The organism is Streptomyces sp. SDT5-1, from assembly GCF_052245995.1.
Lineage (GTDB): Bacteria > Actinomycetota > Actinomycetes > Streptomycetales > Streptomycetaceae > Streptomyces.
The window spans coordinates 3,858,705-3,884,105 of record NZ_CM125963.1; the positions used below are offsets into that span (position 1 = coordinate 3,858,705).

A 25,401-nucleotide genomic window follows, 5' to 3' on the forward strand; every position below is an offset into this window, starting at 1 on the left:
GAACACGTGAAGGGGCCCCGCCAGGAACTCCGGACGGGGCCCTTTCGCACGTTCTCGGCCGCTGCGCGGGGCCTACTCGTAGACGACGGTGACGGGCGCGTGGTCCGACCAGCGCTCGGCGTGCGTCGCGGCCCGCTCGACGAAGCCCTTCACCGCGCGGCCCGCGAGCCCCGGCGTCGCCACGTGATAGTCGATGCGCCATCCCGTGTCGTTGTCGAAAGCGCGCCCCCGGTACGACCACCACGAGTACGGGCCCTCCACGTCCGGGTGGAGGGAGCGGACGACGTCGACGTAGCCGCCGTTCGTCGGGGAGAAGACGGAGGTGAGCCACTCGCGTTCTTCGGGGAGGAAGCCGGAGTTCTTCTTGTTGCCGCGCCAGTTCTTGAGGTCGGCCTCCTGGTGGGCGATGTTCCAGTCGCCGCAGACCACGACCTCGCGGCCGTCGGCGGCGGCCCGCTCGCGCAGTTCCTTCAGGTAGGGCAGGAACGCGTCCATGAAGCGGATCTTCTCGTCCTGGCGCTCGGTGCCGACCTCGCCGGACGGCAGGTAGAGGCTGGCGACCGTGACACCGGGCAGGTCCACCTCGACGTAGCGGCCGCTGTCCGCGAACTCGGTCGAGCCGAAGCCGATCTGTACGCGCTCCGGCTCGCGCCGCGAGTAGAGGGAGACGCCCGCCCGGCCCTTGGCGGCGGCGGGGGCGTGCACGACGTGCCAGCCCTCGGGCTCGCGCACGTTCTCGGGCAGCTGGTGGGGCTCGGCGCGCACTTCCTGGAGGCAGACGACGTCGGCGGAGGTCTCGGCGAGCCACTCCACGAAGCCCTTCTTGGCGGCGGCCCGGAGCCCGTTCACATTCACAGAGGTCACAGTCAGCACCCCGGCACGATACCGGCAGACTGGACGGGACCACCGCAAGCATCCGCATAGAGTTACGATGCATCGTATGACTATCCAGGTTCCCGGAGTCGCCGCCCCCGAGCTGCGCCCCACCTCCTTCGGCCACCCCGACGCCATCGCGCTGAACGACCGGGTGCAGCTCGAGTACGCGGAGCGGTACGGAGACGAGGGCGACGTCACGCCGCTCGACCCGACGATGTTCGAGCCGCCGCGCGGCCTGTACCTGATCGCGTACGACGCCGCGGGCACTCCGCTCGCGACGGGCGGCTGGCGCGGCCAGGAGGCGAACGAGGAGGGGTACGCGGACGGCGACGCCGAGCTGAAGCGGATGTATGTGACGCCGGAGGCGCGCGGGCTGGGTCTGGCCCGGCGGATTCTGGCGGCGCTCGAGGAGGACGCGCGGGCGGCGGGCCGGACGCGGATGGTTCTGGAGACGGGGACGAAGCAGCCGGAGGCGATAGCCCTGTACACGTCGAGCGGGTACGAGCCGTGCGCCAAGTTCGGGCACTACCGGTTCGACGAGTTGAGCCGGTGCTTCGCGAAGTCCCTCTAGGCGCAAGCTCTTCGCGGAGGCGGCGGAGATACGCGAAAGCCCCGACGGTTTCCCGTCGGGGCTTTCATTGCAGTGGACCTGAGGGGATTTGAACCCCTGGCCCCCTCGATGCGAACGAGGTGCGCTACCGGACTGCGCCACAGGCCCTTGCAACGAGTGAAACTCTAGCACCCCGATCCGGGTGCTTGGAAATCCGTTCCCTGGCTGGTCAGCCGGGAGGGCTCCGATGTGGCCCGGGTCACTCGTTGGCGGCGCGCGGCCTGCCGTCCGCGTCGTCGTCGAACTGGTCGAAGAGCGGGGTGCGTCCGCGCTCGCGGGAGCGGCGGGCGGAGGCGGCGCGGCGGGCGTCGCTGCGTCCGTCGTCGGCGACCGGTTCGGCGGTCTCGGCGGCGGGCTCCGGGGCGGTCTCCTCCTGTGCGGCCTGTTCGGCGGCGGAGGAGCGGGCGGAGCTCCACGTCTCGGGCGCGTTGTAGTCGATGCCTCCGGTGGCGCGCGGGGCGACGGGGGCGGTGACGTACGTGGGCAGCGGCACGGGGACCGGGTCCCAGCTGTCGCCGGGTCCCGGGTGCCGCTGGCGCTCGCGCTGCTGGTCGACCCATTCCTGGTGGTCGGTCTGTTCGACGAGGGCGCGGCGGTCGGCGGCGAGGGCCTCGAGGCCGGGGTCGGTGGCGGTCTCCTCGACCGCTGGTCCCTCCTCCTGATCCTCGGCGGCGGCGCGGGCCGCGGCCGGCTGCCGCCTGCGGGGCTGGCGTTCGCGCAGGTGCTGGGCGGCGACCTCGGCGCGGCGGCGGTCCATGACGTAGGCGAAGCGGCGTCGTTCCTGGGTGCGCAGGTAGACGATGTACGCGCTGAGGAGTACGGCGGGGACCGCGGGTGCCCACAGGAAGGCGATGCCTCCGACGCCTGCGACGACGGCGCCGAGGGTGAAGGCGATGAAGAGCAGCACGGTGGTGCGGCGGCGGCGCGCGAGCACCTTGGTGCGCCGGGCGCGCGCGGCCTGCGCCTCGGCGGAGGCGAAGCCGGCCCGGGAGGCGGTACCGGGCGCGCCGCGAGCGGCGCGGGGCTTGGGCGCCTGGGGTGCGGACGCCTGGGGCACGGGCGCCTTGGCGGCGGGCGCCTTGGCCGCGGCCGCCGGTTCGGGGCGTTCGCGGCCGGTAGTTCGTCGTTCTCCGGACGGGGACATGCCGAAGTCCCGGACGTCCACCGGTTCGGTGGTCTCGTCCGGGTCGACCGGGTCGCCCTGCTCGTCCGGCTCGGGCGAGCGTGCCTGGAGGTCCTTGGCGTACCGGCGCTCCATTCCCGCCCGGCCGGAGAGAAGCCGGATGGCGGTGCTGAAGCGTTCCGTCGGACGGGCTTCGTTCAACTCGTCCTGCCTACGGAGCCACATCGGCACCAAGTAGGCGGCCCAGGCCCCGACGATGACTGCGTAGATGAGGCCGCTGCTGCTCACGGACACACCGTAGAGGGGTTTACGCGGGGCCATCCGCCAATTGAGCCGGTGTGTCGCACGATCTGGCTGATAATCCGAGCTTTTTTGCGACGGATGTGATCACCGGACCGACCTTGGGGGGAATTCAATGACCCCGCTGGGTGCCCCATCGATCAATTTCGAACATTTATTTCATTTCGAGGCGGTGCCCGGATCGACCGTATTGGGGGCACTCGGACCTGCGCTCTTGCCCCTGCGCTCACGACGGCGGCGCTTGAGGAGACCTTCGGGGACCTCCTCGGCGGTGAGCGCGAAGACGAGATGGTCGCGCCAGGCCCCATCGATGTGAAGATATCGTGGACGCAGGCCTTCCTCGCGGAATCCGAGTTTCTCCACGACCCTGCGACTCGGCCCGTTCTCCGGCCGAATACAGACCTCGATGCGGTGCAGACCCACGGTCCTGAAGCAGTGGTCGACCGCGAGCGCGACGGCCGTCGGCATCACACCGCGGCCCGCCACCGACTGGTCCACCCAGTACCCGACGTGGCCCGAACACATCGATCCCCAGGTGATCCCCGCGACGGTCAACTGGCCCACGAGGCGGCCCTGGTACTCGACGACGAAGGGCAGCATCCGCCCCGCGTTCGCCTCCGAGCGCAGATGGCGGACCATTTGACGGTATGTCGGGCGGTGCGTGATCGGACCGCTCGGCGTGGGCGGCGGGATCGTCGCCTCCCAGGGGCGCAGCCAGTCGCGGTTGCGCCGGTTCACCTCACGCCAGGCGCGCTGGTCGCGCAGCCTTATGGGGCGGAGGACGACATCGCCATCCGCCAGCACGACGGGCCACGACGGGCTGTTCAGTGCGCACCCCCGGATGCCTGGGCGTCGGGTCTGGGCCCGCTCGGGTCGGGGCCTGGATCGCTTCGCGGGTGGTCGCCGCCGCGGATCTGGTCGACGGCGTGGGTCAGCAGCGGCTCGAGCACGGCGAGGCCGTCCTTCACGCCGCCGCTGGAACCCGGCAGGTTCACGATCAGTGTGCGCCCGGCGACCCCCGCGAGGCCACGCGAGAGCGCCGCTGTGGCCACTTTCTCCCTGCCGTACGCCCGGATCGCCTCGGGGATGCCGGGCACCTCGCGGTCGAGGACGCGGGCGGTCGCCTCGGGGGTGCGGTCGGTGGGCGAGATCCCGGTGCCGCCCGTGGTGATCACGACGTCGTACTCCGCCTCGACCGCGGCCTTCAGGGCGGCCTCGACGGGGTCGCCGTCCGGGACGACCTGGGGGCCCTCGACGGCGAAGCCCAGCTTGCGGAGTCCTGCGGCGATCAGGGGGCCGCCCTTGTCCTCGTAGACACCTGCGGCGGCCCGGTTGGAGGCCGTGACGACGAGGGCGCGGTAGGTGTCGGTCATGCCCGCTCCTCCCGGTTCCAGGTACCGGACTTGCCGCCCGTCTTCTCCTCGACGCGGACGTCGGAGATGACGGCGCCCTTGTCGACGGCCTTGACCATGTCGACGACGGTGAGCGCGGCGACCGAGACGGCGGTGAGCGCCTCCATCTCGACGCCCGTGCGGTCCGTGGTCTTCACGGTGGCGAGGATCTCCACGGCGTCGTCCGCCACGGAGAGGTCGAGCTTCACGCCCGACACGGCGAGCGGGTGGCAGAGCGGGATCAGGTCGGGTGTGCGCTTGGCGCCCATGATCCCGGCGATCCGCGCGGTGGCGAGCGCGTCGCCCTTGGGCACGCCCTCGCCGCGCAGCAGCTCGATCACGCGCGGCGAGACGAGGACGCGGCCGCTGGCGCGGGCGGTGCGGGCGGTCACGTCCTTCTGCGACACGTCGACCATGCGGGCGGCGCCCGCCTCGTCGATGTGCGTGAGCCGGTCGGCCTGGTCCTGCCGGTCCTGCTGGTTCTGCGAAGTGCTCATGGTGCTGTGGCGCTCCCGATCCGAGCCGTGCGCGGTGCGGCGCGCCGGACGATTTGTGCGCGACACGCTATCGCGAGCCTCCGACAGTCGGCCCGGTCAGCCCAGCAGGACCACGTCCACCTCGGTGCCCGGTTCCACCGATGTGGTGTCCTCGGGCACCACGATCAGCGAGTCGGCCTGGGCGAGCGCCGCGATGAGGTGCGATCCGGCGCCGCCGACGGGGGCGACCTCGCCGGCCTCGGCGTCGTACACGCCGCGCAGGAACTGGCGGCGGCCGGAGGGCGAGGTCAGCGCCTTGTCGGCGGTGAGGGTGGCGCGGGTCTTCGGCCGGTGCACGGAGTCGTCGGGCAGTCCCATCAGGGCGCGGATCGCGGGCCGTACGAAGAGTTCGAAGGAGACGTACGACGACACGGGGTTGCCGGGCAGCGCCAGCAGCGGGGTGTGGTCGGGGCCGATGGAGCCGAAGCCCTGCGGCTTGCCGGGCTGCATGGCGAGCTTGCGGAACTCGACGCCGCTGCCCGCGCCGATGCCCTCCTCGTCGTCGGGGTCGCCGATGCCGGTGAGGGCCTCCTTGACCACGTCGTACGCGCCGACGCTGACGCCGCCGGTGGTGACGACGAGGTCGGCGCGGATCAGCTGGTCCTCGATGGTGGAGCGGAGCGTCTCGGCGTCGTCGGAGACCGCGCCGACCCGGTAGGCGATGGCTCCGGCGTCGCGGGCGGCGGCGGTGAGGGCGAAGCTGTTGGAGTCGTAGATCTGGCCGGGCGCCAACTGCTCGCCCGGCTGGACGAGTTCGGTGCCGGTGGAGACGACGACCACGCGCGGGCGCGGGCGTACGCGTACGGTGCCGCGGCCGATGGCGGCGAGCAGCGCGATCTGCGGGGCACCGAGGACGGTGCCCGCGGTGAGCGCCCGGTCGCCGGCCTTCACGTCGCTGCCCTGCGCGCGTACGTGCGCGCGTGCTTCGGCGGGGCGGTGCACGCGGACCTCGCCGGACGCGCCCTCGGGGGCGGCGCTGTGGGCGGTCATCGAGGCGACGGGTCCCGCGCCGAGCCCGCCGTCGGTCCACTCGACGGGGACGACGGCCTCGGCGCCGGGCGGCAGCGGGGCGCCGGTCATGATGCGGGCGGCCTCGCCGGGGCCGACGGTGGGCTGCTCGGCCTGGCCCGCGGCGACGTCGCCGATCACGGTGAGCACGGCGGGGAACTCCTCGCTCGCGCCCGCGACGTCCGCGACGCGCACCGCGTAGCCGTCCATGGAGCTGTTGTCGAAGGGCGGCAGCGACAGCGGAACCGTGACGTCCTCGACGAGCACGCAGCCCTGCGCGTCGAGGAGTTGCAGCTCGATCGGGTCGAGCGCGTGGACGGTGCCGAGGATGTCCTCCAGGTGCTCGTCCACCGACCAGATCGGCGCCCGGTCCGTCGTGGCACTGAAACTGTTCAATGCTGCTCCCCTGCTCCTCGTGCCCTGTTGCTGGTACTCCGGTGTTATTACCACGGGCGTCGTGCGACACCCCGGACGTGGTGTGCCGCACGGGCCCGGGTGTGCCGGGGAGCGGGGTGCCGGTGCTTCTCGGTTCAGATCTCCTCGGCGACGTAGCCGCGCAGCCAGGCGCGGAACTCGGGGCCCAGGTCCTCACGTTCGCACGCGAGGCGGACGATCGCCTTGAGGTAGTCGCCGCGGTCGCCGGTGTCGTAGCGGCGGCCCTTGAAGACGACGCCGTGCACGGGGCCGCCGACCTTCTCGTCGTGGGCGAGCTGCTGGAGGGCGTCGGTGAGCTGGATCTCGCCGCCGCGGCCCGGCTCGGTCTTGCGCAGTATGTCGAAGACGGCGGGGTCGAGGACGTAGCGGCCGATGATCGCGTAGTTGGAGGGGGCGTCGGCCGGGTCGGGCTTCTCGACGAGGTCGGTGACCTTGACGACGGCGCCGTCGTCGGTGGCCTGGACGGCGGCGCATCCGTAGAGGTGGATCTGGGAGGGCTCGACCTCCATGAGGGCGATGACGCTGCCGCCGTGCTCCTCCTGGACCTCGACCATCTTCTGGAGGAGCGGGTCGCGGGGGTCGATGAGGTCGTCGCCGAGGAGCACGGCGAACGGCTCGTTCCCGACGTGCGGGGCCGCGCACAGGACGGCGTGGCCGAGGCCCTTGGGGTCGCCCTGGCGGACGTAGTGGATGGCGGCGAGGTCGCTGGACTCCTGGACCTTGGCGAGGCGGTTGGCGTCGCCCTTCTTCTGGAGTGCGGACTCCAGTTCGTAGTTGCGGTCGAAGTGGTCCTCGAGCGGACGCTTGTTGCGGCCCGTGATCATGAGTACGTCGCCGAGCCCCGCTGACACGGCCTCCTCGACCACGTACTGGATCGCCGGCTTGTCGACGACCGGGAGCATCTCCTTCGGCGTCGCCTTGGTGGCCGGCAGGAACCGGGTGCCGAGGCCCGCGGCGGGGATGACAGCCTTGGTGATCCTGGTGTGCGTGTCAGTCATGCGGGTCACCTTATCCGGCCGCTTTGGGCGGAATCTGTGGTTCCGCTTTGAAGGCACATATATGCGTCGAATAGGAGAGGTTTGTGAACCGGCTATGAGTTCGCACACGAGCGATCCCCGTGGCGCCCACCCTGACAAGCGTTCCTTGCGCAGGGAGTTCGTCCAGGTGAGGAACGCGTTGACGGCGGATGACCGGCGGGCGACGGAGCGGGCCGTGGCCCGCCGCGCCCTCGAACTGGACGAGCTGGCGCGGGCCCGCACCGTGGCCGCGTACGTCTCCGTGGGCGCCGAACCCGGCACGGGCGCGCTCCTCGAGGCGCTGCGCGCGCGGGGCACGCGTGTGCTGCTCCCGGTGCTGCTGCCCGACAACGACCTGGACTGGGGCGCGTACGAGGGGGTGGGCTCGCTCACCGGTGTGCGGCACCCCGGGAAGATCCCGCTCCTCGAGCCGGGCGGCGAGCGGCTCGGCCCCGACGCCGTCCTGGAGGCGGACGTCGTGCTGCTGCCCGGTCTCGCCGTGGACGCGCGCGGGATGCGGCTCGGGCGGGGCGGCGGCTCGTACGACCGGGTGCTCGCGCGCCTGGAGGCGGCCGGTGCGCGGCCCGCGCTGGTGGTGCTGCTGCACGACAGCGAGGTCGTGGGGCACCTCCCCCAGGAGGCGCACGACAAGGCCGTGGACGCGGTCGTGACGCCCTCCGGTGTGCGCCGCTTCTGACGACCGGTTCCTGACAGGCGAAAGGGGCCACCACGCGCGCGTGGTGGCCCCTTTCGGTGCGGTGCGGTGGCCCGCTACGGCTTGAGGACCAGTGCGTCCTCGGTGCTGTCGTCGACGGCCTTCTTGGTGAAGTGCCACGGCAGCAGGTCGCCGGCGACCCACTTCTCGGTCTGGTCCGTGTAGTGGTCGCTGAAGGTGTGCCCCGATGCGCCGGTGAGGTTGATCCACTTCGACTTGTCGAGGTCCGCCATGTTCACCACCATCCGCATGGACGGCACCCAGTCGACCCCGTAGCCGCCCGCGGCGTTCCAGCCGGTCGCGTTCACGGCCGCCTCGCCGCCGCCCAGCTTCCAGGGGCCGCGGTTGAGCACATACTGGAGCCAGCCCGGGCCCTCGGTGCCGAGGGTCTGGTTCTTCAGCTCCAGCTTGTGCAGCCGGCCCCAGCTCCAGGTGTCGATGTCCTTGCCGAGCTTGGCCGTGAGGTCCCAGCGGGCGTCCCGCATGGCGCGCGCGAACAGCTGGTCACGGGTCTCGGTGGGGTCGTCGGTGCGGCTGCCCGGCGTCTTCCACCAGTCGTTCTTCTGATCCTTGATGATCTTGCGGACGACCTCGAACCAGCGGTCGCCGCCGTCCGGCTGCGCCTGGTCGGCCGGGCGCTCGCCGCACTCGCGGACCTTGCGGTCGTCGTCGGCGGGGCCCGTCTTGTCGACCGGCTCGACGCTCAGGCACTGGCCCTCGACGCGCAGCTCCTTGGGCAGCTTGTTGCCGAAGGCGAGCTTCAGGATGTTGCGCCACACCGAGTTGAAGTAGGCGGCCGCCGCCGAGTCCGGGTTCTGGGTGTAGTCCCAGTTGTCCAGGAGCTGCTGCGCGTCACGGACGTTCTTGTCCTTGACGTCGATCTTCTGGAGGTAGGGCACGAGCAGCTTGGCGATCTCGCTGCTGTTGTCCATCTGCATGGTGCGCATGTCGTCCGTGGAGATCTTCCCGCCGTCCTTGATCTTCGACTCGATCAGGTCGGTGATGCGCTGGCTGCGGGTGCCGTAGCCCCAGTCCTTGGTCAGCGTGTACGGGTAGCTGTCGTCGACCACGGCCTGGTTGGCGGTCACGATGTAGCCGCGCTTCGGGTTGAACTCGTACGGCAGTTCGCTCTGCTTGATGTAGCCGGTCCAGCGGTACTTCGAGTCCCAGCCGGGCGAGGGCAGCGAGCCGTCGCCCTCGCCGCGGGTCGGGATCCGGCCCGGCAGCTGGTAGCCGATGTTGCCCTCGGTGTCGGCGTACGTCAGGTTCTGCGAGGGCACCTCGAAGTCGGCGGCGGCCTTGCGGAACTCGGTCCAGTTCGACGCCCGGTCGATCTTGAAGACGGCGTCCATGGTGTTGCCCGGCTGGAGCGCGGTCCAGCGCAGCGCGACGCCGTAGCCGTCGCCGCGGTCGGGGGCCGCCGCGTCGACGCCGGCCTTCTTGCCGACCTTGACGAGCTCCGAGTTGCGGTCGGACAGCAGCGGGCCGTTGTCCGTCTCGCGGATCGTGATCGTCTTGGACTCGCCGCCCGCGACCTTGATGGTCTCCTTGCGGGTCTTGAACGGGACGGTCCTGTCGTCGACGACGTAGCCGTCGCCGCTGAACTTCTCCAGGTAGAGGTCGGTGACGTCGACACCGGAGTTGGTCAGGCCCCAGGAGATGTTCTGGTTGTGGCCGATGACGACACCGGGCATGCCCGCGAAGGTGTAACCCGAGGTGTCGTACTGGCACTTGCTCGCCGGGCCCGTGCAGTGCAGGCCCATCTGGTACCAGACGGACGGCAGTTGCGGCGCCAGGTGCGGGTCGTTCGCGAGCAGCGGCTTTCCGGTGATGGTGTGGTCGCCCGAGACCACCCACGAGTTGGAGCCGATGCCGTTGCCGTTCGGGCCGAGGCCCGCCGACTCGGGGATGTTGTCCAGGACCTGCGTGAGGCCGCCCAGCTGGCTCTGGAGGGCGCTGGGGGCCTGCGTGCCGCCCGCGAGGCCGGTGCCCGCCGCCCCGGCCGTCTGCGTGCCCGTACCGCCGCCAGAGGACGCGTCGAAGGACTTCGTGGCGCTGTTGTAGCCGCCCTCCTGCACGATCGGCTTGTGCCGCGTGTACGGGTAGTCCGGGTACAGGTCGGCGATCTGCTTCGGGCCGAGCCGGCTCGTCATGAGCGAGCGGTCGATCTCCTCCTGCATGTTGCCGCGCAGGTCCCAGGCCATCGCCTTGAGCCAGGCCACCGAGTCGACCGGCGACCACTTCTGCGGCTTGTAGTCGTTCTCGAAGCCGAGCGCGACGTATTCGGCGGAGATGTCCTTGCCGCTCTTGCCCGACAGATATGAGTTGACTCCGCTGGAGTACGCCTGGAGGTACTTCTTGGTCTCGGGCGACAGCTTGGAGTCGTACTCCTTCTGCGCCACCCGGTGCCAGCCCATGGTGCGCAGAAACTCGTCCGTCTTGACCTGGCCCTTGCCGAACATCTCGGAGAGCCGACCGGAGGTCGTATGACGCCGCACGTCCATCTCGTAGAACCGGTCCTGCGCCTGCACATAGCCCTGCGCCATGAACAGGTCGTGGTCCGTGGACGCGTAGATCTGCGGGATCCCGTAGCCGTCCCGCTTGACCTGAACCGGCCCGTCGAGCCCGTCGAGTTGGATCGAGCCCGTCGTCTGCGGCATGGACGCCCTGACGCTGTCGACGCTCCAGTAGGCACCGAATCCGATGCCCGCGAGGACGGCCAACACGAGCACGATCACGATCAGTCGGGCTCGGCGCCCCTTCTTCTTGCCGGGCGGGCCACCGGCAGAGGCGTTCGTAGTGGAGGGCATCGCGGTCCTTGCTGTCCTTCGCTAACCGGGCGGGAGGGCGAGAGCAACCTTACGAGCAGTGCGATGCGCCCTCGGACGCGGAGTAGGGAAGCGGCCACCTACGAGGAGCGGCGTGACCGATCCGGCATCAAGAAAGCGTTAACGATTAGGTAAGGTAACGAAGTAACTTCCCTGTCGCAGTGTCCCTCGTGGAAGGAACGGCCCCTGACTGTCCACCAGCTCAACCAGCTCCTGCTCGTCGGCGCCCTCGTGCTGCTCGTCGCGGTCGTCGCCGTGCGCATCTCCTCGCGCAGCGGACTGCCGAGCCTCCTGCTCTACCTCGGCATCGGCGTCGTCATGGGCCAGGACGGGCTCGGCCACGTCGAGTTCAGCAGCGCCGAACTGACGCAGGTCATCGGCTACGCGGCGCTCGTCGTGATCCTCGCCGAAGGCGGTCTGGGCACGAAGTGGAAGCAGATCAAACCGGCGCTCCCCGCGGCGGCCGCCCTGTCCCTCGTGGGCGTCGCGGTCAGCGTGGGCGTGACGGCGGCCGGAGCGCACTACCTGGTGGACCTGCCGTGGAAGCAGGCGCTCATCATCGGCGCCGTCGTCTCCTCCACGGACGCCGCGGCCGTCTTCTCCGTCCTTCGTAGAGTGCCTCTTCCGTCCCGGGTGACCGGCGTCCTGGAAGCCGAGTCCGGCTTCAACGACGCCCCTGTCGTCATCCTGGTCGTCGCGTTCTCCGCCGCGGGACCCATGGAGCACTGGTACGTACTCGTCGGCGAGATCGCCCTGGAGCTGGCCATCGGCGCCGCCATCGGACTCGCGGTCGGCTGGCTCGGCTCCTTCGGCCTGCGGCACGTGGCCCTGCCCGCCTCCGGCCTCTACCCGATCGCGGTCCTCGCCATCGCCACCGCCGCGTACGCCGCCGGCGCCATGGCGCACGGCAGCGGCTTCCTCGCCGTGTATCTCGCCGCCATGGTGATGGGCAACGCGAAGCTGCCGCACTGGCCCGCCACCCGCGGCTTCGCCGAAGGGCTCGGCTGGATCGCCCAGATCGGCATGTTCGTGCTGCTCGGCCTGCTCGTCACCCCGCACGAGCTGGCCGACGACATCGTGCCCGCGCTCCTCATCGGCCTGGTCCTCACGATGGTCGCGCGCCCCCTGTCGGTCCTCGTCAGCCTGACGCCCTTCCGCATACCGTGGGCGGAGGAGGCCCTCATGTCGTGGGCCGGACTGCGCGGCGCCGTGCCCATCATCCTGGCGACGATCCCCATGGTCACCGGCGTCGCCGACAGCCAGCGGATCTTCAACATCGTCTTCGTCCTGGTCGTCGTCTACACCCTCGTCCAAGGACCCACGCTGCCGTGGCTCGCCAGGAAGCTGCGCCTGGACAGCTCGTCCGACGCCGCCGACCTCGGCATCGAATCGGCGCCCCTGGAGCGGCTGCGCGGACACCTGCTGTCCGTCTCCATCCCCGAGGGCTCCCGGATGCACGGCGTGGAGGTCGGCGAGCTGCGGCTGCCCAAGGGCTCCGCCGTCACCCTCGTCGTCCGCGACGGCACCTCGTCCGTGCCCGCGCCGACCACGGTGCTGCGCAAGGGCGACGAACTCCTGGTGGTCGCCACCGACCCGGTGCGCGACGCCGCGGAGGCACGGCTGCGGGCCGTCGCCGCGGGCGGCAAGCTGGCCGGCTGGCTGGGCACGGCGGGCCCACGGGCCCGTTAGCATGGAGGCACAGACCATGTACGACCGACTCTGCCTGACGTAGAGCCGGCGCGACCGCAAAGCGGCCGCGGTCCCCTTGCAGCACTTCGCTGATCTGCTTGGCCCAGGGCCTCTCCTGGCGCGGACCGTAGGTATCACTCGGTTCCCGGCGCATGAGGACGGCTCTCGGCGCGACTCCCTCTCGACCAGAGGGCGCGCGCTACCAGGCGGCAGAAAGGCAAGGGCCGTGCCACAGAAGGACACGGTCACCGCATCCGGCCGGCGGGCCGAGCGCCCGGGCTACGGGCAGCTCCTGCGCACCCGCGGGGCCTGGACGTTCCTGCTCCCCGGCTTCGCGGCGCGCCAGCCGTTCGCGATGCTGACGATCTCCATCGTGCTGCTCGTGCAGCACACCACCGGCTCCTACGGCACCGCGGGCGCGGTCTCCGCGACCACCGGTGTCTCCATGGCGCTCTTCGCGCCCTACAGCGGCAAGCTGGCCGACCGGTTCGGGCAGCGGGCCGTGCTGCTGCCCGGCGTCCTCGTGCACGCCGCGGCAGGGCTCACGCTCACCGCGCTCGCGCTCTCCGGGGCACCCACCTGGACGCTGTTCCTCGCCGCCGTGCCCACCGGCGCGTCGACTCCGCAGATCGGGCCCATGGTGCGGGCCCGCTGGGGCGTGAAGCTGAACGGCTCGCCCCTGATGCAGACCGCCGCCGCCTTCGAGTCCGTCACCGACGAGTTCACCTTCGTGCTCGGCCCGCTGTTCGCGACGGCCCTGTGCACCGGCATCGACCCGGCCGCGGGCCTCGTCACCGAGGCCGCGCTCACCCTCGTCGGCGGACTGCTGTTCGCCGCCCAGAAGGGCACCCAGCCGCCCGTGGCCGCCACGGCGGACCACGCGCGCGTGCAGCACACCTCGGCGCTGCGCGTCCCCGGTGTGCGCGTCCTGATCGTGACGTTTCTCGGCATCGGCTCCGTCTTCGGCGGCATGCAGGTCTCCCTCGCCGCGTACACCGAGGCGATCGGCGAGCCCGGACTCAACGGCGTCCTGTACGGGATCTTCGCCGCGGGCAACATGCTCTCCGGCCTGGTCTGCGGCGCCATCGCCTGGAAGATCGCCCCGCAGCGCCGCCTCCTCGTCGGGTACACCGCCCTCGCCGTGATGGCCTCGGGGCTGTGGGCCGCGCAGTCCGTGGTGCTGCTCGCCGGGCTCGGCCTGCTGGTCGGCGTGTGCATCGCGCCGTCCCTGATCACCGGCTACACGCTGGTCGAGAAGATCGTCCCCGCGGGCTCCCGCACGGAGGCCTTCACGTGGCTGACCGGGGCGGTCGCGCTCGGCCAGGCGGCCGCCGTGACGGTGTCGGGACAGCTGGAGGACCGCTTCTGGGACGGCGCCGGATTCCTCGTCCCGATGGGCGGCACCGTACTCGCCCTGGTGGTCATGTTCCTGCTGCGCTCGCGGCTCGCTCCGCCCTCCACGGGGCGGACCGTGGCACGTGGTGTCGGTCACCGCGAACCCGTGACAGTGGACTGATCCCGCGGAATACGTCACTATGGACCGTCGTTAGCACTCATCGAGTGAGAGTGCCAGGAGGAAGACACAGTGCCGACTTACCAGTACCAGTGCACCGAGTGCGGCGAGGGCCTCGAGGCGGTGCAGAAGTTCACCGATGACGCTCTGACCGTGTGCCCCAGCTGCGACGGCCGCCTCAAGAAGGTGTTCTCCGCCGTCGGCATCGTGTTCAAGGGCTCCGGCTTCTACCGCAATGACAGCCGCGGCTCCTCGTCGAGCAGCAGCCCGGCGTCCGCGTCGAAGTCGTCGTCCGGCTCGGACACGAAGTCCTCGGACTCGAAGTCGTCGTCCTCCTCGACGTCCTCCGACGCGAAGTCCTCGAGCTCCTCGTCGACCTCGTCCTCGTCGACGTCCTCCGCCGCGTAACGACGCCGCGAATTCTTACGAGACCCTGTCGTCTTCGGACGACAGGGTCTTCGGCGTTCCCGGGATGACTACTGTGCTGATCCATGGCGACCCACCCGAGCACCGCGCACGCGACCGCCGGGGCCGAGATCGGCGTGATCGGCGGCTCCGGCTTCTACTCCTTCCTCGACGACGTCACGGAGGTCGTCGTCGACACCCCGTACGGCCCGCCGAGCGACTCGCTCTTCCTCGGTGAGGTGGCGGGCCGCCGGGTCGCCTTCCTGCCCCGGCACGGGCGCGGCCACCACCTGCCGCCACACCGCATCAACTACCGCGCCAACCTCTGGGCACTGCGCTCGGTCGGCGTGCGCCAGGTCCTCGGCCCGTGCGCGGTGGGCGGGCTGCGACCCGAGTACGGGCCCGGGACGCTGCTCGTGCCGGACCAGTTCGTGGACCGTACGAAGGCGCGGGCGCAGACCTACTTCGACGGGGAGCCGCTGCCCGACGGTTCGGTGCCGAACGTCGTGCACGTCTCGCCCGCCGACCCCTACTGCCCCGCCGGGCGCCGGGTCGCGGTGAAGGCGGCGCGCGGCAAGGGCTGGGAGCCGGTCGACGGCGGGACGCTCGTGGTGGTCGAGGGGCCCCGGTTCTCCACCCGGGCCGAGTCCCGCTGGCACGCGTCCATGGGCTGGTCGGTGGTCGGGATGACCGGCCACCCGGAGGCGATGCTCGCCCGTGAACTGGAGCTCTGCTACACGTCTTTGACCCTGGTCACGGACCTGGACGCGGGGGCGGAGAGCGGCGAGGGCGTCTCGCACGAGGAGGTGCTCGAGGTGTTCGCGGCCAATGTGGACCGGCTGCGGACCGTGCTGTTCGACGCGGTGGCGGGGCTGCCGGCGACGGCGGAGCGGGACTGTCCGTGCGTGGGGGCGTTGGGCGGGATGGATCCGGGGTTTCGGATGCCGTGAGGCGTGAACCTGTGGCGCGGGTGGAGGAGTTCGCGGGTGAGGGAGTTGTCCACAACCGGTCGGTAGTGCACGGGCTCCGGCGGGATGCGGCGAGGGAGCGGATCGTGTTCGGCGAGACGGGCGCGGTGCCCGTCCGGCCCGAGCGATCCGCAGGTGGTGGTGACCGTGTCCGCAGCCGTGTCCGTCCCGTACGAGCTGAACATTCCTCCGACGTCCGAGGTGCCGCCCTTCCCTCCCGTGCGGGTGCGCGGCGGGCGGTGGCGGCCGGGGCGCGGCGGCGGACGCAGGGGCCGGTCGGCCGTGGTGGCGGGGCTCGCCCTGTCCGCGGCGGCGCTGGTGGCCGCGGTGCCGTCGTCGGGCGCGGGAGGCGGGCCCGAGCCGCCGCGGGCCGGGGCTGCGGCGGAGGGGCGGGCCCGGGTGTCCGGCGTGACGGTGTCGGCGCCGGTGCGGATCGCGGACGCGGGGGCGGTGCGGCTGCTGCGGCCGGGAGACCGGGTCGACGTGGTGGCGGCGCGGGCGGACGGCGGGCCCGGGGTGCGGGTGCTGGCGTCCGGCGCGCGGGTGGCGTCCGTGCCGAAGCCGGGGCCAACTCTCGGTCAAGAAGGCGCCGTCGGCGAAACCTCGGCCGCGGGTGGGGCGTTGGTGGTCCTGACGGTGGGTCGCGCGACGGCGGCGCGGCTCGCGGGGGCGGGCGCCGCCTCTAGGTTGGCGGTGACTCTGTGGTGACGTATATCTCGTCAAGTCCCCCGATCGAGCTACCGAATTGGACAGGTCTGACCCGAACTGTCGTAGGTTGCGGAAGCGTTTGTTCCACAACCAGGACATGTGAAGAGAGGCCTTCTGGTGAGCGAGAAAAACGGACCGGGCGTCTGGGAAGGCTTCAAGGCCTTCCTCATGCGCGGGAATGTGGTCGACCTGGCGGTCGCCGTGGTCATCGGCGCCGCGTTCACCAACATCGTGAACTCGGTGGTGGAAGGGGTCATCAACCCGATCGTCGGCGCGTTCGGCACGCAGGACCTGAACAAGTACGCGTACTGCCTGAAGGGCACGTGCAAGCCGGGCAGCGACGACAGCATCCAGATCATGTGGGGCACGGTTCTCAGTGCCGCCATCAGCTTCCTGATCACGGCCGCCGTCGTGTACTTCCTGATGGTGCTGCCGATGGCCAAGTACCTGGCCCGGCAGGCCGCGAAGAAGGCCGAGAAGGAGGGCACCCAGGAGGTGCTGGAGGTCTCCGAGCTGGAGGTGCTCAAGGAGATCCGCGACGCGCTCGTGGCGCAGCGCGGTTCGGGGCACACCGAGCCCTAGCGGGGCTCGTGGCCGCTCTTCAGATGTGGTGGGGCGGCTTCTCGTCGAGGAAGCGGGCGAGGTCGGCGGCGCTGTTGTCGCCGACCGTCGGCCGCTCGCCCCAGCCGCGGTCCGTGTCGTCGGCCGACTGCGCCGTCAGCGGATCGTCGAAGATCAGCGCGGCCTTGGGGTCGCGCTTCTTCGGATCACGCTTCTTCGGGTCGCGCTCGGCGGGCTCGGGGGCGGTGCTCATGGATCCAGGGTACGTCGCGGGGGCGGACCCGGGCTCAGACCGCCGTGAGGCCGTGCGCCTCGAAGATCGACCTGGCGAAGGCCACCTGCTCGGCGCTGGGCGAGGGGGTGTCGTGCAGCGTGAAGGTCTTGCCGAGCGCCTGCCACTTCGCCTCGCCGAGCTTGTGGAAGGGCAGCACGTCGACCCGCGAGACGTTGCCGAGGGAGCCCGCGAAGGCGGCGACACCCTCGATGTTCGCCGGGTCGTCGGTCAGCCCCGGCACCAGCACGAAGCGCACCCACACGTTCTTGCCGAGGTCGGCGAGGCGGTGCGCGAAGTCGAGGGTGGGCCGCAGCGGCCGCCCGGTGACGCGCTGGTACGTGTCCCGGTCCCAGGACTTGATGTCGAGCAGCACCAGGTCCACGTCGCGCAGCAGGGCGTCGGTGGCCCGCACCCCGAGGAAGCCCGAGGTGTCGAGGGCGGTGTGCAGGCCCAGCTCGTGCTTGAAGCGGTGCAGCAGCTCGCCGGCGAAGACCGGCTGGAGCAGCGGTTCGCCGCCGCTGATGGTGGCGCCGCCGCCCGCCGCCTCGATGAACCGGGTGTACTTGGCGGCCTCCGCGACGATCGTGTCGGCCGCCGTGCGCTTCCCGTCGCGCATCCTCCAGGTGTCGGGGTTCTGGCAGTACAGGCAGGTCAGCGGGCAGCCGGAGAGGAACGTCACGAAGCGGCTGCCAGGACCGTCGACGCCGGTCGACAGGTCCCAGGAGTGCACCGAGCCCTCGATGGGGCGGTGGGTCGCGGCGGCGGCCGGGGTGGCGGCGTCGTTCGCGGCGAGGTTCGCGGTCGGGTTCCGGGTGAGCAGCGCGGTCACGGCGGTCCTCCTCGTGTCCTTGGGGGTGTCTCGGTCAGGAGGCGCGGCTCAGAGGGAGCCGTGGAAGGTCCGGTTGATGACGTCGAGCTGCTGCTCGCGCGTCAGGCGGACGAAGTTCACCGCGTAGCCGGAGACCCTGATGGTGAGCTGCGGATAGTTCTCCGGGTGCGCCATGGCGTCCTCCAGGGTGGCCTTGTCGAGGACGTTGACGTTCATGTGGAATCCGTCGCTGGCGGTGAAACCGTCGAGCACGCCGGAGAGGTTGGCGATCCGCTCGGTGGGGGTGCGGCCCAAGGCGTCGGGGGTGATCGTGTTGGTCAGCGAGATGCCGTCCTCGGCGTCGTCGTAGGGCAGCTTCGCGACGGACAGGGCGGAGGCGATGTAGCCGTGCTCGTCGCGCCCGTTCATGGGGTTGGCGCCGGGCGCGAAGGGGGTGCTGGCGCGACGGCCGTCCGGGGTGTTGCCGGTCTTCTTCCCGTAGACGACGTTCGAGGTGATCGTCAGGACGGACTGGGTGTGGACCGCGTTCCGGTACGTCGGGTGCTTGCGGACCTTCTCCATGAAGCCGTGCACGATGCGCTTGGCGATCTCGTCGGCGCGGTCGTCGTTGTTGCCGTAGGCCGGGTAGTCACCCTCGATCTCGTAGTCGACGGCGAGCCCCGTCTCGTCGCGGATCACCTTGACCGTGGCGTGCTTGATCGCCGACAGGGAGTCCGCTGCGACCGAGAGGCCCGCGATGCCGCACGCCATGGTGCGCAGGATCTCCTGGTCGTGCAGGGCCATCTCGATCCGCTCGTAGGCGTACTTGTCGTGCATGTAGTGGATGACGTTCAGCGCGTGCACGTACGTCTTCGCCAGCCAGTCGAGCATCGCGTCGTAGCGCTCGACGACCGTCGCGTAGTCGAGGTGGTCCCCCTCGATGGGCTCGAATCCTTCGACGACCCGCTTGCCGGTCTTCTCGTCACGGCCGCCGTTGATCGCGTAGAGGAGCGCCTTGGCGACGTTCACGCGGGCGCCGAAGAACTGCATCTGCTTGCCGACGGCCATCGCGGAGACGCAGCAGGCGATGGCGGTGTCGTCGCCGTACTTGGGGCGCATCAGCTCGTCGGACTCGAACTGGATGGCCGAGGAGTCGATGGCGACCTGGGCCGCGAAGTCCTTGAAGCCGCGCGGCAGTTCACGCGACCAGAAGACCGTCAGGTTGGGCTCGGGGGCCGGGCCGAGGTTGTAGAGGGTCTGCAGCGCGCGGAACGTGGTGCGCGAGACGAGCGGCCGCCCGTCCTCGCCGATGCCGGCCATCGACCAGGTGACCCAGGTCGGGTCGCCGGAGTACAGCTCGTTGTACTCGGGGGTGCGCAGGAAGCGGACGATGCGGAGCTTGATGACGAAGTCATCGATGTACTCCTGGGCCTCGGACTCGGTGATCCGCCCGGCCCCGATGTCGCGCTGGAGGTAGATGTCGAGGAAGTTGTCGATGCGGCCGATCGACATCGCCGCGCCGTTCTGCTCCTTCACGGCGGCGAGGTAGCCGAAGTACAGCCACTGCACGGCCTCGCGGCCGGTGCGGGCGGGGCCGGAGATGTCGTAGCCGTACGACATCGCCATGTTCTTGAGCTCGTGCAGCGCCTTGATCTGCTCGGAGATCTCCTCGCGGTCCCGGATGACGTGCTCGGTGGGCCACTCGGCGCTCAGCCGGTCCTTGTCGGCCTGCTTGGCGGCGATGAGCCGGTCGACGCCGTAGAGGGCGACGCGGCGGTAGTCGCCGATGATGCGGCCGCGGCCGTAGGCGTCGGGCAGGCCCGTGATGATGCCGGAGGAGCGGCAGGCGCGGATCTCCGGCGTGTAGGCGTCGAAGACACCGTCGTTGTGGGTCTTGCGCAGGTGCGTGTAGATCTCGCGGACCTCGGGGTCGGCCTCGTAGCCGTACGCGGTGAGGGCGCCCTCGACCATGCGCCAGCCGCCGTTGGGCATGATGGCGCGCTTGAGCGGGGCGTCGGTCTGGAGGCCCACGATGAGGTCGGTGTGGTCGGCGGCGGTGCCGTCGACGTAGCCGGGGCGGAACGCGTCGATGCGGGAAGGGGTGCGCACGTCGACGTCGTGGACGCCGCGCTCGATCTCCTCGGGGAACATCGCGAGGAGCTTGTTCCACACGGCGGTGGTGCGTTCGGTCGGTCCCGCGAGGAAGGAGCCGTCGCCCTCGTAGGGCGTGTAGTTCCGCTGGACGAAGTCACGGACGTCGACGGCGTCGCGCCACAGCCCTCCCTTGAAGCCCTCCCAGGCCTCTTCGCCGTGCGTCGTCTTCTCCGCGGAAGTGGCAGTCATCTGCGGCACCTTCCCCATCTCTTCGACCGGTGGGTTGCTACGACTTCATTGCACTCCCGCCGCGGTCGGCCCGGGGGCCGCGATGGTCCCGAGTTCAGGACCGTAGGTCCCGGGTCGAGGGCGGGACGACGACCGACAACCCTGATGACCTGGGGTTTTCGGAGGGACTTTAGTCCCGTGCACCCTTGTGAACCCATTCACAAGATTCCTGGGCCGTCGCCACGGATGCGTGGACTGCGTGCCGAATTCCCCACGGCACGGCCCGATCTGCTGGGGTGGTCCCATGACGTCCACGCAAGACAAGCGCTCCCCGATCCGCCGCATGGTCGAGAGGGGGCGCGACGAGGAACACCGGGCCGCCTCACCCCTGGAACTCTTCTTCGACCTCTGCTTCGTCGTCGCCGTGGCACAGGGCGGCGTGGAGCTGGTGCACGCGGTCGCGGAGGGGCATGCGGGCGCAGGCGTGATCGACTACGCGCGCGTCTTCTTCGCCATCTGGTGGGCCTGGATGAACTTCACGTGGTTCGCCTCCGCCTACGACAACGACGACGCGCTCTACCGCGTGATCACGCTCGTCCAGATCGCGGGCGTGCTGGTGCTCGCCGCCGGTGTCTCGCAGGCGTTCGCGCACGACAACTACATGGTGGTCTGGCTCGGCTACCTGATCATGCGGATCGCCATGGCCACGCACTGGTTCCGGGCCGCGGCCTCCACCACCGGGACCGAGCGCCGGGTCGCGCTGCGGTACGCGGGCGGGGTGCTCGCCTGCCAGGTCGGCTGGCTCGCCCTGCTGTTCACGCCCAAGTCGGCGCAGGGCTGGGTGTTCCTGGCCATGGCGATCCTGGAGATGTGCGTGCCGGTGTACGCCGAGCGGGAGCGCCAGACGTCCTGGCACCCGCACCACATCGCCGAGCGCTACGGCCTCTTCACGATCATCGTGCTCGGCGAGACGATCGCCGCGGCGACGGTCGCCGTGAAGTCGGGCATCGAGGAGAACGACGCGCTCGGCGAACTGCTGCCGATCGCCGCGGGCGGCCTCCTCGTCGTCTTCTCCGCCTGGTGGATCTACTTCGCGGTGCCGATCCACGACAGGCTGCGCAGCAACCGGCAGGCGTTCGTGTGGGGCTACGGCCACTTCTTCATCCTCGCGTCGGCGGCCTCGATCGGCGCGGGCATCGAGGTCGCAGTCGAGCAGGCGGTGGGCGAGGCGCACATCTCGACGGCCGCCGCCTCCGCCGCCGTCACGATCCCGGCCGCGGTGTTCCTGCTGCTCGTGTGGGCGCTGCACGCGCGGTACTTCAAGGAGGGCGCCGCACAGCAGTTGGCGCTGCCGATCAGCGCGGTACTGGTGCTCGCCTGCACGTTCGCGGGGCACTGGGCGGTGCTCGCGGCGGGAATCGTCACGGCGCTCACGGTGGCGGTGGGCGTGACGCTGTCCTCGCGCGGCGGCGAACGGGAAGTACAGGCGGCCTGAAGGGCGGCAGGGGCCACCTGCGCGGCCCGGCGTGGCGGCGCGGGGCACGCCGGGTGGCCGACCGGGCCAGTCGGCCACGCGCCCCCGCGCACCCCGGCCGCACGTCAACTGCCGTGGTAGGCATGGCACATGACGACTCGCAACGATGCCCTCACCGACGTCCCCGGCCTGCGCGTCGGACACGCCACCCGGATCGGGGGCGGCCACCTGACCGGGACGACGGTCGTGCTGGCCCCCGAGGGCGGCGCCGTGACCGCCGTGGACGTACGGGGTGGCGGGCCCGGGACCCGGGAGACCGACGCGCTCGATCCGCGCAACCTCGTGCAGCGCATCGAGGCGATCGTGCTCACGGGCGGCAGCGCCTTCGGGCTCGACTCCGCGTCCGGCGTGATGGCGTGGCTGGAGGACCAGGGACGCGGGGTGCCGGCCGGGACCCGGCCCGGGGAGGTCGTGCCGGTGGTGCCCGCGGCGTGCGTGTTCGACCTCGGCCGGGGCGGCGACTGGCGGGCACGGCCGGACGCCGCGACGGGCCGGGAGGCCGTGGAGGCCGCCGCGGCGACCGGGCCCGGCTCCCCCGTCCAGGAGGGCAACATCGGCGCGGGCACCGGCGCACTCGTCGGGAAGCTGCGCGGCGGCATCGGCACCGCGTCCACGGTCCTCGACTCCGGCATCACGGTCGCCGCCCTGGTCGTCGCGAACGCCGCGGGCTCCGCCGTCGACCCGGCCACCGGAGCGCTGTACGGGGAGTTCTTCGCGGAGCAGGGGCCCGTGACATACCCGACGCCGCGGACGCACGAGGCGGCGGCCGAGCGCCTCGCGAAGGTGACCGAGGCGAACGGGGCGCAGCCGCTCAACACCACGCTCGCCGTCGTCGCCACCGACGCCGACCTCACCCGCGCCCAGGCGCAGAAGGTCGCGGGCACGGCGCACGACGGGATCGCCCGCGCCGTCCGGCCCGTACACCTGCTGAACGACGGGGACACGGTGTTCGCGATGGCCACCGGGGAGCGTCCGCTCGACGCCGCGAACCCTCTCGCGCTCAACGAGGTGCTCGCGGCCGGGGCCGACCTCGTGACACGCGCCATCGTGCGGGCCGTGCGCGCGGCGGAGACCGTGTCAGCGGGCGGCCGCACCCACCTCTCGTACGAGGACCTGTACGGAGCCCGCCCCGGCGCCGCGCAACAGGGACCCGCGTAACCGGGCCCCCGCAACGAAGACCCACGCAGCAGAGACTCGCGTAACAGAGATCCACCCGTATGCGACCGCCGCGTCACAGGACTGTCCCTGTGGCTGCCTTCACAGCAAACGGAAGGAACCCTTCCGCGCGTCCCGGACTCTTCCCTCACATCGGTGGACAAGTACCGGAACCGCAGCAACCACGAAAAGGGGAGCAGACCGTGAGCAGGCAGAACATAGCCGTCGTGTGCGCGGCACTGGCCGTCGGCGCACTGACCCTCACGGCCTGCGGAGGCGACGCCACCGCCAGCAACGACAAGAGCGGCGGCGCCCCGAAGATCACCATCTCCGCCAAGGACGGCTCGACCGGCGCGTCCATCAACGCGACGGGCGTCAAGGTCAGCGACGGCAAGCTGACCAGCGTGAAGATGACCGAATCGGCCAGCGGCAAGACCGTCCCCGGCACGATCACGGCGAACGGCGCGGCGTGGAAGCCGAAGGAACAGCTCGAGCGCGGCACCAAGTACCGGATCTCCGCCTCCGCCAAGGACGACGGCGGCCACAAGGCCGCGGCCAACTCGATCTTCACGACCGTCTCCAGCGCCAACAGCTTCATCGGCACCTACACGCCGGACAACGGCACGACGGTCGGCGTCGGCATGCCCGTCTCCTTCACCTTCGACAAGGCGATCACCAACAAGAAGGACGTGCAGTCGCACATCACGGTGACGTCCAGCAGCGGCCAGAAGGTCGTCGGCCACTGGTTCGGCACCCAGCGCCTCGACTTCCGCCCCCAGGACTACTGGAAGGCCGGCTCCAAGGTCACCATGAAGATCGACCTCGACGGGGTCGAGGGCGCCAACGGCGTGCACGGCGTGCAGGACAAGACCGTCACCTTCACCGTCGGCCGCTCCCAGGTCTCCACCGTCGACGCGAACACGCAGAAGATGACCGTCGTCCGCGACGGCAGGACCATCAAGACCGTGCCCGTCTCCACCGGCAGCGCCCAACACCCCACGTACAACGGGCAGATGGTGATCTCCGAGAAGTTCGTACAGACCCGCATGAACGGCGACACCGTCGGCTTCGGCGGCGAGTACGACATCGCCGACGTGCCGCACGCCATGCGCCTCTCCCAGTCCGGCACGTTCATCCACGGCAACTACTGGAGCTCCCCCGGCACCTTCGGCTCCCAGGCCACCAGCCACGGCTGCGTCGGCATGCAGGACGTCAAGGGCGCCGGCGGCGACACCACCGCCAAGTGGTTCTACGACAACTCGCTCATCGGCGACGTCGTCGTCATGAAGAACTCACACGACCGGACCATCGCCCCCGACAACGGGCTCAACGGCTGGAACATGCCCTGGAGCCAGTGGACGGCCGGCAGCGCCACCTGAGCCGCGCCTCCACCACCACGGGCCGCGCGGGAACCTCTCGCGCGGCCCACGCGTTTACCAGGCACGTTGCTCAAATCCCGCCCCCCGTTTGTCATTTCACGGACACGATGTCCGAGCGAGGGGCTACGGTATGCACCCACGAGGTGACACGAAGCGATACCGGGAGGTGCCTTGAGCGTTCCGCCTGACCTCGATCCCGACCCGTCGCCGGACGCACAGCTCGGACGGCTCCTCGGCCGCGCGCTCAACTCCTTCGACCTGCCCGACGAGACACTCGAGCGACTCGACGGCGCGCTCGCCTACGCCGGATCCCTGCACTCCGCCCACCACAGCGCGGGCCGCCACCGCGAGACCTACCGGCACAACTGGCTGCTGGTCGACGGCGGTTCCCTCACCCTCTGGGAGCTCGTCCACAACACCGGACGGGACGGCACACCCCAGCACGAGGTCTACGTGTCCGAGGACGAGCTGCACCTCGCGACCGCACGACTCCCGCTCCCCCAGGACGCCGAGCCCGAGTTCGACCTGCACGTGCCCATGGCCCCCGTCCGGCTCGCTCCGCCCCCGCCGCTGCACCGCACCTTCGGCGCCGACGACCCCGACAGCTCCGTCGATCACGCGCGCCGCCTGCTGCGCCGCGCCGAGAACCCCGACGTCACGACGCGCCCGGGACCCGGCACCGCGCGACTGCTGCGCGAGGCCCGCGCCCACCAGATCACCCAGGCCTTCGGCCTCCGCCTCAGCCACGGCTTCGCGCTGTACGAGCACGCGTTCCTGCTGCGCGACGGCTGCGAGCTGAGCCTCTGGGAGATCGAGCACACGGCGACGCCGGACGGCCGCCACATGTGCGAGGTCTACGCGACGCGGCAGGAGGCCCTGACCGCGATGAAGCAGCGCGCGGCCTCCCGCACTACCGGCGGCTGAACTCCCGCACCAGACCGGCGAAGGCGTCCTGCTCGTCGGCCGTCAGCGGCACCGACTCGAGCGCCGGCGCCCTGGACTGCGCGGGCAGCACCCCCATCGGCCCCTGCGCCCGCGGCGCGGGCGCCCCGAAGGCGACGGTGCGCACCAGACGGGCCAGACCGATCACCCACGCCACAGCCGCGAGAGCGACCAGCGCCAGGCCCAGCTGCTGAAGGATCGACACGTGCTCAGGCATGCGCCCCAGTGAACACCACAGTCCGGGCCTTTGGTCCCGGACCGTGACGTATCTCGCAAGGTTCCTCACGCCGCTCCAAACGGCGCAA

General features: G+C 70.8%; 24 protein-coding genes and 1 tRNA gene. 12 read left to right on the forward strand and 13 right to left on the reverse strand.

Going from position 1 to position 25,401, the window contains the following annotated elements; genetic code table 11:
• Positions 1-72: 72 nt before the first annotated feature.
• Positions 73-873, reverse strand: a complete 801-nt coding sequence (locus ACTWJ8_RS17830; RefSeq protein WP_356384164.1) for an exodeoxyribonuclease III — start codon at positions 871-873, stop codon at positions 73-75.
• 67 nt (positions 874-940) lie between these two features.
• On the opposite strand from ACTWJ8_RS17830, the gene ACTWJ8_RS17835 reads away from it, so the two are divergent.
• The gene (locus ACTWJ8_RS17835) at positions 941-1,447 is read left to right on the forward strand and encodes a GNAT family N-acetyltransferase (protein WP_356384161.1); all 507 of its coding nucleotides are present in this window, start codon (positions 941-943) and stop codon (positions 1,445-1,447) included.
• 73 nt (positions 1,448-1,520) lie between these two features.
• Here the strand turns inward: ACTWJ8_RS17835 and ACTWJ8_RS17840 are convergent.
• The 7 genes from ACTWJ8_RS17840 to galU form a co-directional block, all read right to left on the reverse strand.
• Positions 1,521-1,594, reverse strand: a tRNA-Ala gene (locus tag ACTWJ8_RS17840).
• Between the two features lie 91 nt (positions 1,595-1,685).
• Complete coding sequence (gene sepX / locus ACTWJ8_RS17845) at positions 1,686-2,897, reverse strand: divisome protein SepX/GlpR (protein WP_443264476.1); 1,212 nt, start codon at positions 2,895-2,897, stop codon at positions 1,686-1,688.
• Between the two features lie 171 nt (positions 2,898-3,068).
• The gene (locus ACTWJ8_RS17850; RefSeq protein ID WP_356384156.1) at positions 3,069-3,713 is read right to left on the reverse strand and encodes a GNAT family N-acetyltransferase; all 645 of its coding nucleotides are present in this window, start codon (positions 3,711-3,713) and stop codon (positions 3,069-3,071) included.
• 20 nt (positions 3,714-3,733) lie between these two features.
• Entirely contained in the window at positions 3,734-4,282 is a 549-nt protein-coding gene (locus tag ACTWJ8_RS17855; RefSeq protein WP_356384154.1) for a MogA/MoaB family molybdenum cofactor biosynthesis protein, read from the reverse strand.
• The gene (gene moaC, locus ACTWJ8_RS17860) at positions 4,279-4,797 is read right to left on the reverse strand and encodes a cyclic pyranopterin monophosphate synthase MoaC (RefSeq protein WP_356384151.1); all 519 of its coding nucleotides are present in this window, start codon (positions 4,795-4,797) and stop codon (positions 4,279-4,281) included. The genes ACTWJ8_RS17855 and moaC overlap by 4 nt, the downstream gene beginning before the upstream one ends.
• Before the next feature lie 96 nt (positions 4,798-4,893).
• Complete coding sequence (gene glp, locus ACTWJ8_RS17865) at positions 4,894-6,240, reverse strand: molybdotransferase-like divisome protein Glp (RefSeq protein WP_356384149.1); 1,347 nt, start codon at positions 6,238-6,240, stop codon at positions 4,894-4,896.
• A gap of 134 nt (positions 6,241-6,374) precedes the next feature.
• Positions 6,375-7,277: a UTP--glucose-1-phosphate uridylyltransferase GalU gene (gene galU, locus ACTWJ8_RS17870; RefSeq protein WP_356384146.1), complete on the reverse strand. Its 903-nt coding sequence runs from the start codon at positions 7,275-7,277 to the stop codon at positions 6,375-6,377.
• Positions 7,278-7,371: 94 nt separating this feature from the next.
• On the opposite strand from galU, the gene ACTWJ8_RS17875 reads away from it, so the two are divergent.
• Complete coding sequence (locus tag ACTWJ8_RS17875) at positions 7,372-7,992, forward strand: 5-formyltetrahydrofolate cyclo-ligase (protein WP_356384143.1); 621 nt, start codon at positions 7,372-7,374, stop codon at positions 7,990-7,992.
• Between the two features lie 74 nt (positions 7,993-8,066).
• Here the strand turns inward: ACTWJ8_RS17875 and ACTWJ8_RS17880 are convergent, their stop codons facing one another.
• Entirely contained in the window at positions 8,067-10,820 is a 2,754-nt protein-coding gene (locus ACTWJ8_RS17880) for a penicillin acylase family protein (RefSeq protein WP_443264477.1), read from the reverse strand.
• Between the two features lie 249 nt (positions 10,821-11,069).
• Between ACTWJ8_RS17880 and ACTWJ8_RS17885 the strand changes: the two genes are divergently transcribed.
• The 6 genes from ACTWJ8_RS17885 (at position 11,070) to mscL (ending at position 16,703) form a co-directional block, all read left to right on the forward strand.
• Positions 11,070-12,527, forward strand: a complete 1,458-nt coding sequence (locus ACTWJ8_RS17885) for a potassium/proton antiporter (protein WP_356384137.1) — start codon at positions 11,070-11,072, stop codon at positions 12,525-12,527.
• Between the two features lie 226 nt (positions 12,528-12,753).
• Positions 12,754-14,043 carry an MFS transporter gene (locus ACTWJ8_RS17890; protein ID WP_356384134.1) on the forward strand — a complete coding sequence of 430 codons (1,290 nt, stop codon included), beginning with the start codon at positions 12,754-12,756 and terminating at the stop codon, positions 14,041-14,043.
• Positions 14,044-14,112: 69 nt separating this feature from the next.
• Positions 14,113-14,448, forward strand: a complete 336-nt coding sequence (locus ACTWJ8_RS17895; RefSeq protein WP_356384131.1) for an FmdB family zinc ribbon protein — start codon at positions 14,113-14,115, stop codon at positions 14,446-14,448.
• An 83-nt stretch (positions 14,449-14,531) separates the two neighbouring features.
• Positions 14,532-15,395 carry an S-methyl-5'-thioadenosine phosphorylase gene (locus ACTWJ8_RS17900; protein ID WP_443264478.1) on the forward strand — a complete coding sequence of 288 codons (864 nt, stop codon included), beginning with the start codon at positions 14,532-14,534 and terminating at the stop codon, positions 15,393-15,395.
• A 165-nt stretch (positions 15,396-15,560) separates the two neighbouring features.
• Positions 15,561-16,121, forward strand: coding sequence for a hypothetical protein (locus ACTWJ8_RS17905; protein WP_443264480.1), 561 nt, complete (start codon positions 15,561-15,563; stop codon positions 16,119-16,121).
• 117 nt (positions 16,122-16,238) lie between these two features.
• Positions 16,239-16,703, forward strand: coding sequence for a large conductance mechanosensitive channel protein MscL (gene mscL, locus ACTWJ8_RS17910; RefSeq protein ID WP_356384122.1), 465 nt, complete (start codon positions 16,239-16,241; stop codon positions 16,701-16,703).
• Positions 16,704-16,722: 19 nt separating this feature from the next.
• On the opposite strand, the gene ACTWJ8_RS17915 is transcribed toward mscL, so the two are convergent.
• From ACTWJ8_RS17915 to pflB, 3 genes are read right to left on the reverse strand one after another with little or no spacing between them, the layout of a single operon-like run.
• Entirely contained in the window at positions 16,723-16,935 is a 213-nt protein-coding gene (locus tag ACTWJ8_RS17915) for a hypothetical protein (protein WP_443264481.1), read from the reverse strand.
• Positions 16,936-16,969: 34 nt separating this feature from the next.
• The gene (gene pflA / locus ACTWJ8_RS17920; RefSeq protein ID WP_443264483.1) at positions 16,970-17,785 is read right to left on the reverse strand and encodes a pyruvate formate-lyase-activating protein; all 816 of its coding nucleotides are present in this window, start codon (positions 17,783-17,785) and stop codon (positions 16,970-16,972) included.
• A 48-nt stretch (positions 17,786-17,833) separates the two neighbouring features.
• Positions 17,834-20,107, reverse strand: a complete 2,274-nt coding sequence (gene pflB, locus ACTWJ8_RS17925; protein ID WP_443264484.1) for a formate C-acetyltransferase — start codon at positions 20,105-20,107, stop codon at positions 17,834-17,836.
• Positions 20,108-20,390: 283 nt separating this feature from the next.
• On the opposite strand from pflB, the gene ACTWJ8_RS17930 reads away from it, so the two are divergent.
• The 4 genes from ACTWJ8_RS17930 to ACTWJ8_RS17945 all read left to right on the forward strand — a co-directional run bounded on the left by ACTWJ8_RS17930 (position 20,391) and on the right by ACTWJ8_RS17945 (position 25,078).
• Positions 20,391-21,581, forward strand: coding sequence for a low temperature requirement protein A (locus ACTWJ8_RS17930; protein WP_356384110.1), 1,191 nt, complete (start codon positions 20,391-20,393; stop codon positions 21,579-21,581).
• 129 nt (positions 21,582-21,710) lie between these two features.
• Entirely contained in the window at positions 21,711-22,778 is a 1,068-nt protein-coding gene (locus ACTWJ8_RS17935; protein ID WP_443264486.1) for a P1 family peptidase, read from the forward strand.
• A gap of 200 nt (positions 22,779-22,978) precedes the next feature.
• Positions 22,979-24,154 (forward strand): L,D-transpeptidase, encoded by a 1,176-nt coding sequence (locus tag ACTWJ8_RS17940; RefSeq protein WP_356384104.1) that lies wholly within the window; start codon positions 22,979-22,981, stop codon positions 24,152-24,154.
• 171 nt (positions 24,155-24,325) lie between these two features.
• Complete coding sequence (locus ACTWJ8_RS17945) at positions 24,326-25,078, forward strand: DUF6227 family protein (protein WP_443264488.1); 753 nt, start codon at positions 24,326-24,328, stop codon at positions 25,076-25,078.
• On the opposite strand, the gene ACTWJ8_RS17950 is transcribed toward ACTWJ8_RS17945, so the two are convergent.
• Positions 25,065-25,313, reverse strand: a complete 249-nt coding sequence (locus ACTWJ8_RS17950; RefSeq protein ID WP_356384098.1) for a hypothetical protein — start codon at positions 25,311-25,313, stop codon at positions 25,065-25,067. The two genes, ACTWJ8_RS17945 and ACTWJ8_RS17950, sit on opposite strands and share 14 nt — an antisense overlap.
• Positions 25,314-25,401: the final 88 nt, after the last annotated feature.

Bases quoted from the DNA above. Each gene is read 5' to 3' on its own strand.
- ACTWJ8_RS17835 (WP_356384161.1), top strand. From the start codon at position 941: ATGACTATCCAGGTTCCCGGAGTCGCCGCCCCCGAGCTGCGCCCCACC.
- ACTWJ8_RS17855 (WP_356384154.1), bottom strand. From the start codon at position 4,282: ATGACCGACACCTACCGCGCCCTCGTCGTCACGGCCTCCAACCGGGCC.
- moaC (WP_356384151.1), bottom strand. From the start codon at position 4,797: ATGAGCACTTCGCAGAACCAGCAGGACCGGCAGGACCAGGCCGACCGG.
- galU (WP_356384146.1), bottom strand. From the start codon at position 7,277: ATGACTGACACGCACACCAGGATCACCAAGGCTGTCATCCCCGCCGCG.
- ACTWJ8_RS17875 (WP_356384143.1), top strand. From the start codon at position 7,372: ATGAGTTCGCACACGAGCGATCCCCGTGGCGCCCACCCTGACAAGCGT.
- ACTWJ8_RS17880 (WP_443264477.1), bottom strand. From the start codon at position 10,820: ATGCCCTCCACTACGAACGCCTCTGCCGGTGGCCCGCCCGGCAAGAAG.
- ACTWJ8_RS17900 (WP_443264478.1), top strand. From the start codon at position 14,532: ATGGCGACCCACCCGAGCACCGCGCACGCGACCGCCGGGGCCGAGATC.
- ACTWJ8_RS17915 (WP_443264481.1), bottom strand. From the start codon at position 16,935: ATGAGCACCGCCCCCGAGCCCGCCGAGCGCGACCCGAAGAAGCGTGAT.
- pflB (WP_443264484.1), bottom strand. From the start codon at position 20,107: ATGACTGCCACTTCCGCGGAGAAGACGACGCACGGCGAAGAGGCCTGG.
- ACTWJ8_RS17930 (WP_356384110.1), top strand. From the start codon at position 20,391: ATGACGTCCACGCAAGACAAGCGCTCCCCGATCCGCCGCATGGTCGAG.
- ACTWJ8_RS17935 (WP_443264486.1), top strand. From the start codon at position 21,711: ATGACGACTCGCAACGATGCCCTCACCGACGTCCCCGGCCTGCGCGTC.
- ACTWJ8_RS17950 (WP_356384098.1), bottom strand. From the start codon at position 25,313: ATGCCTGAGCACGTGTCGATCCTTCAGCAGCTGGGCCTGGCGCTGGTC.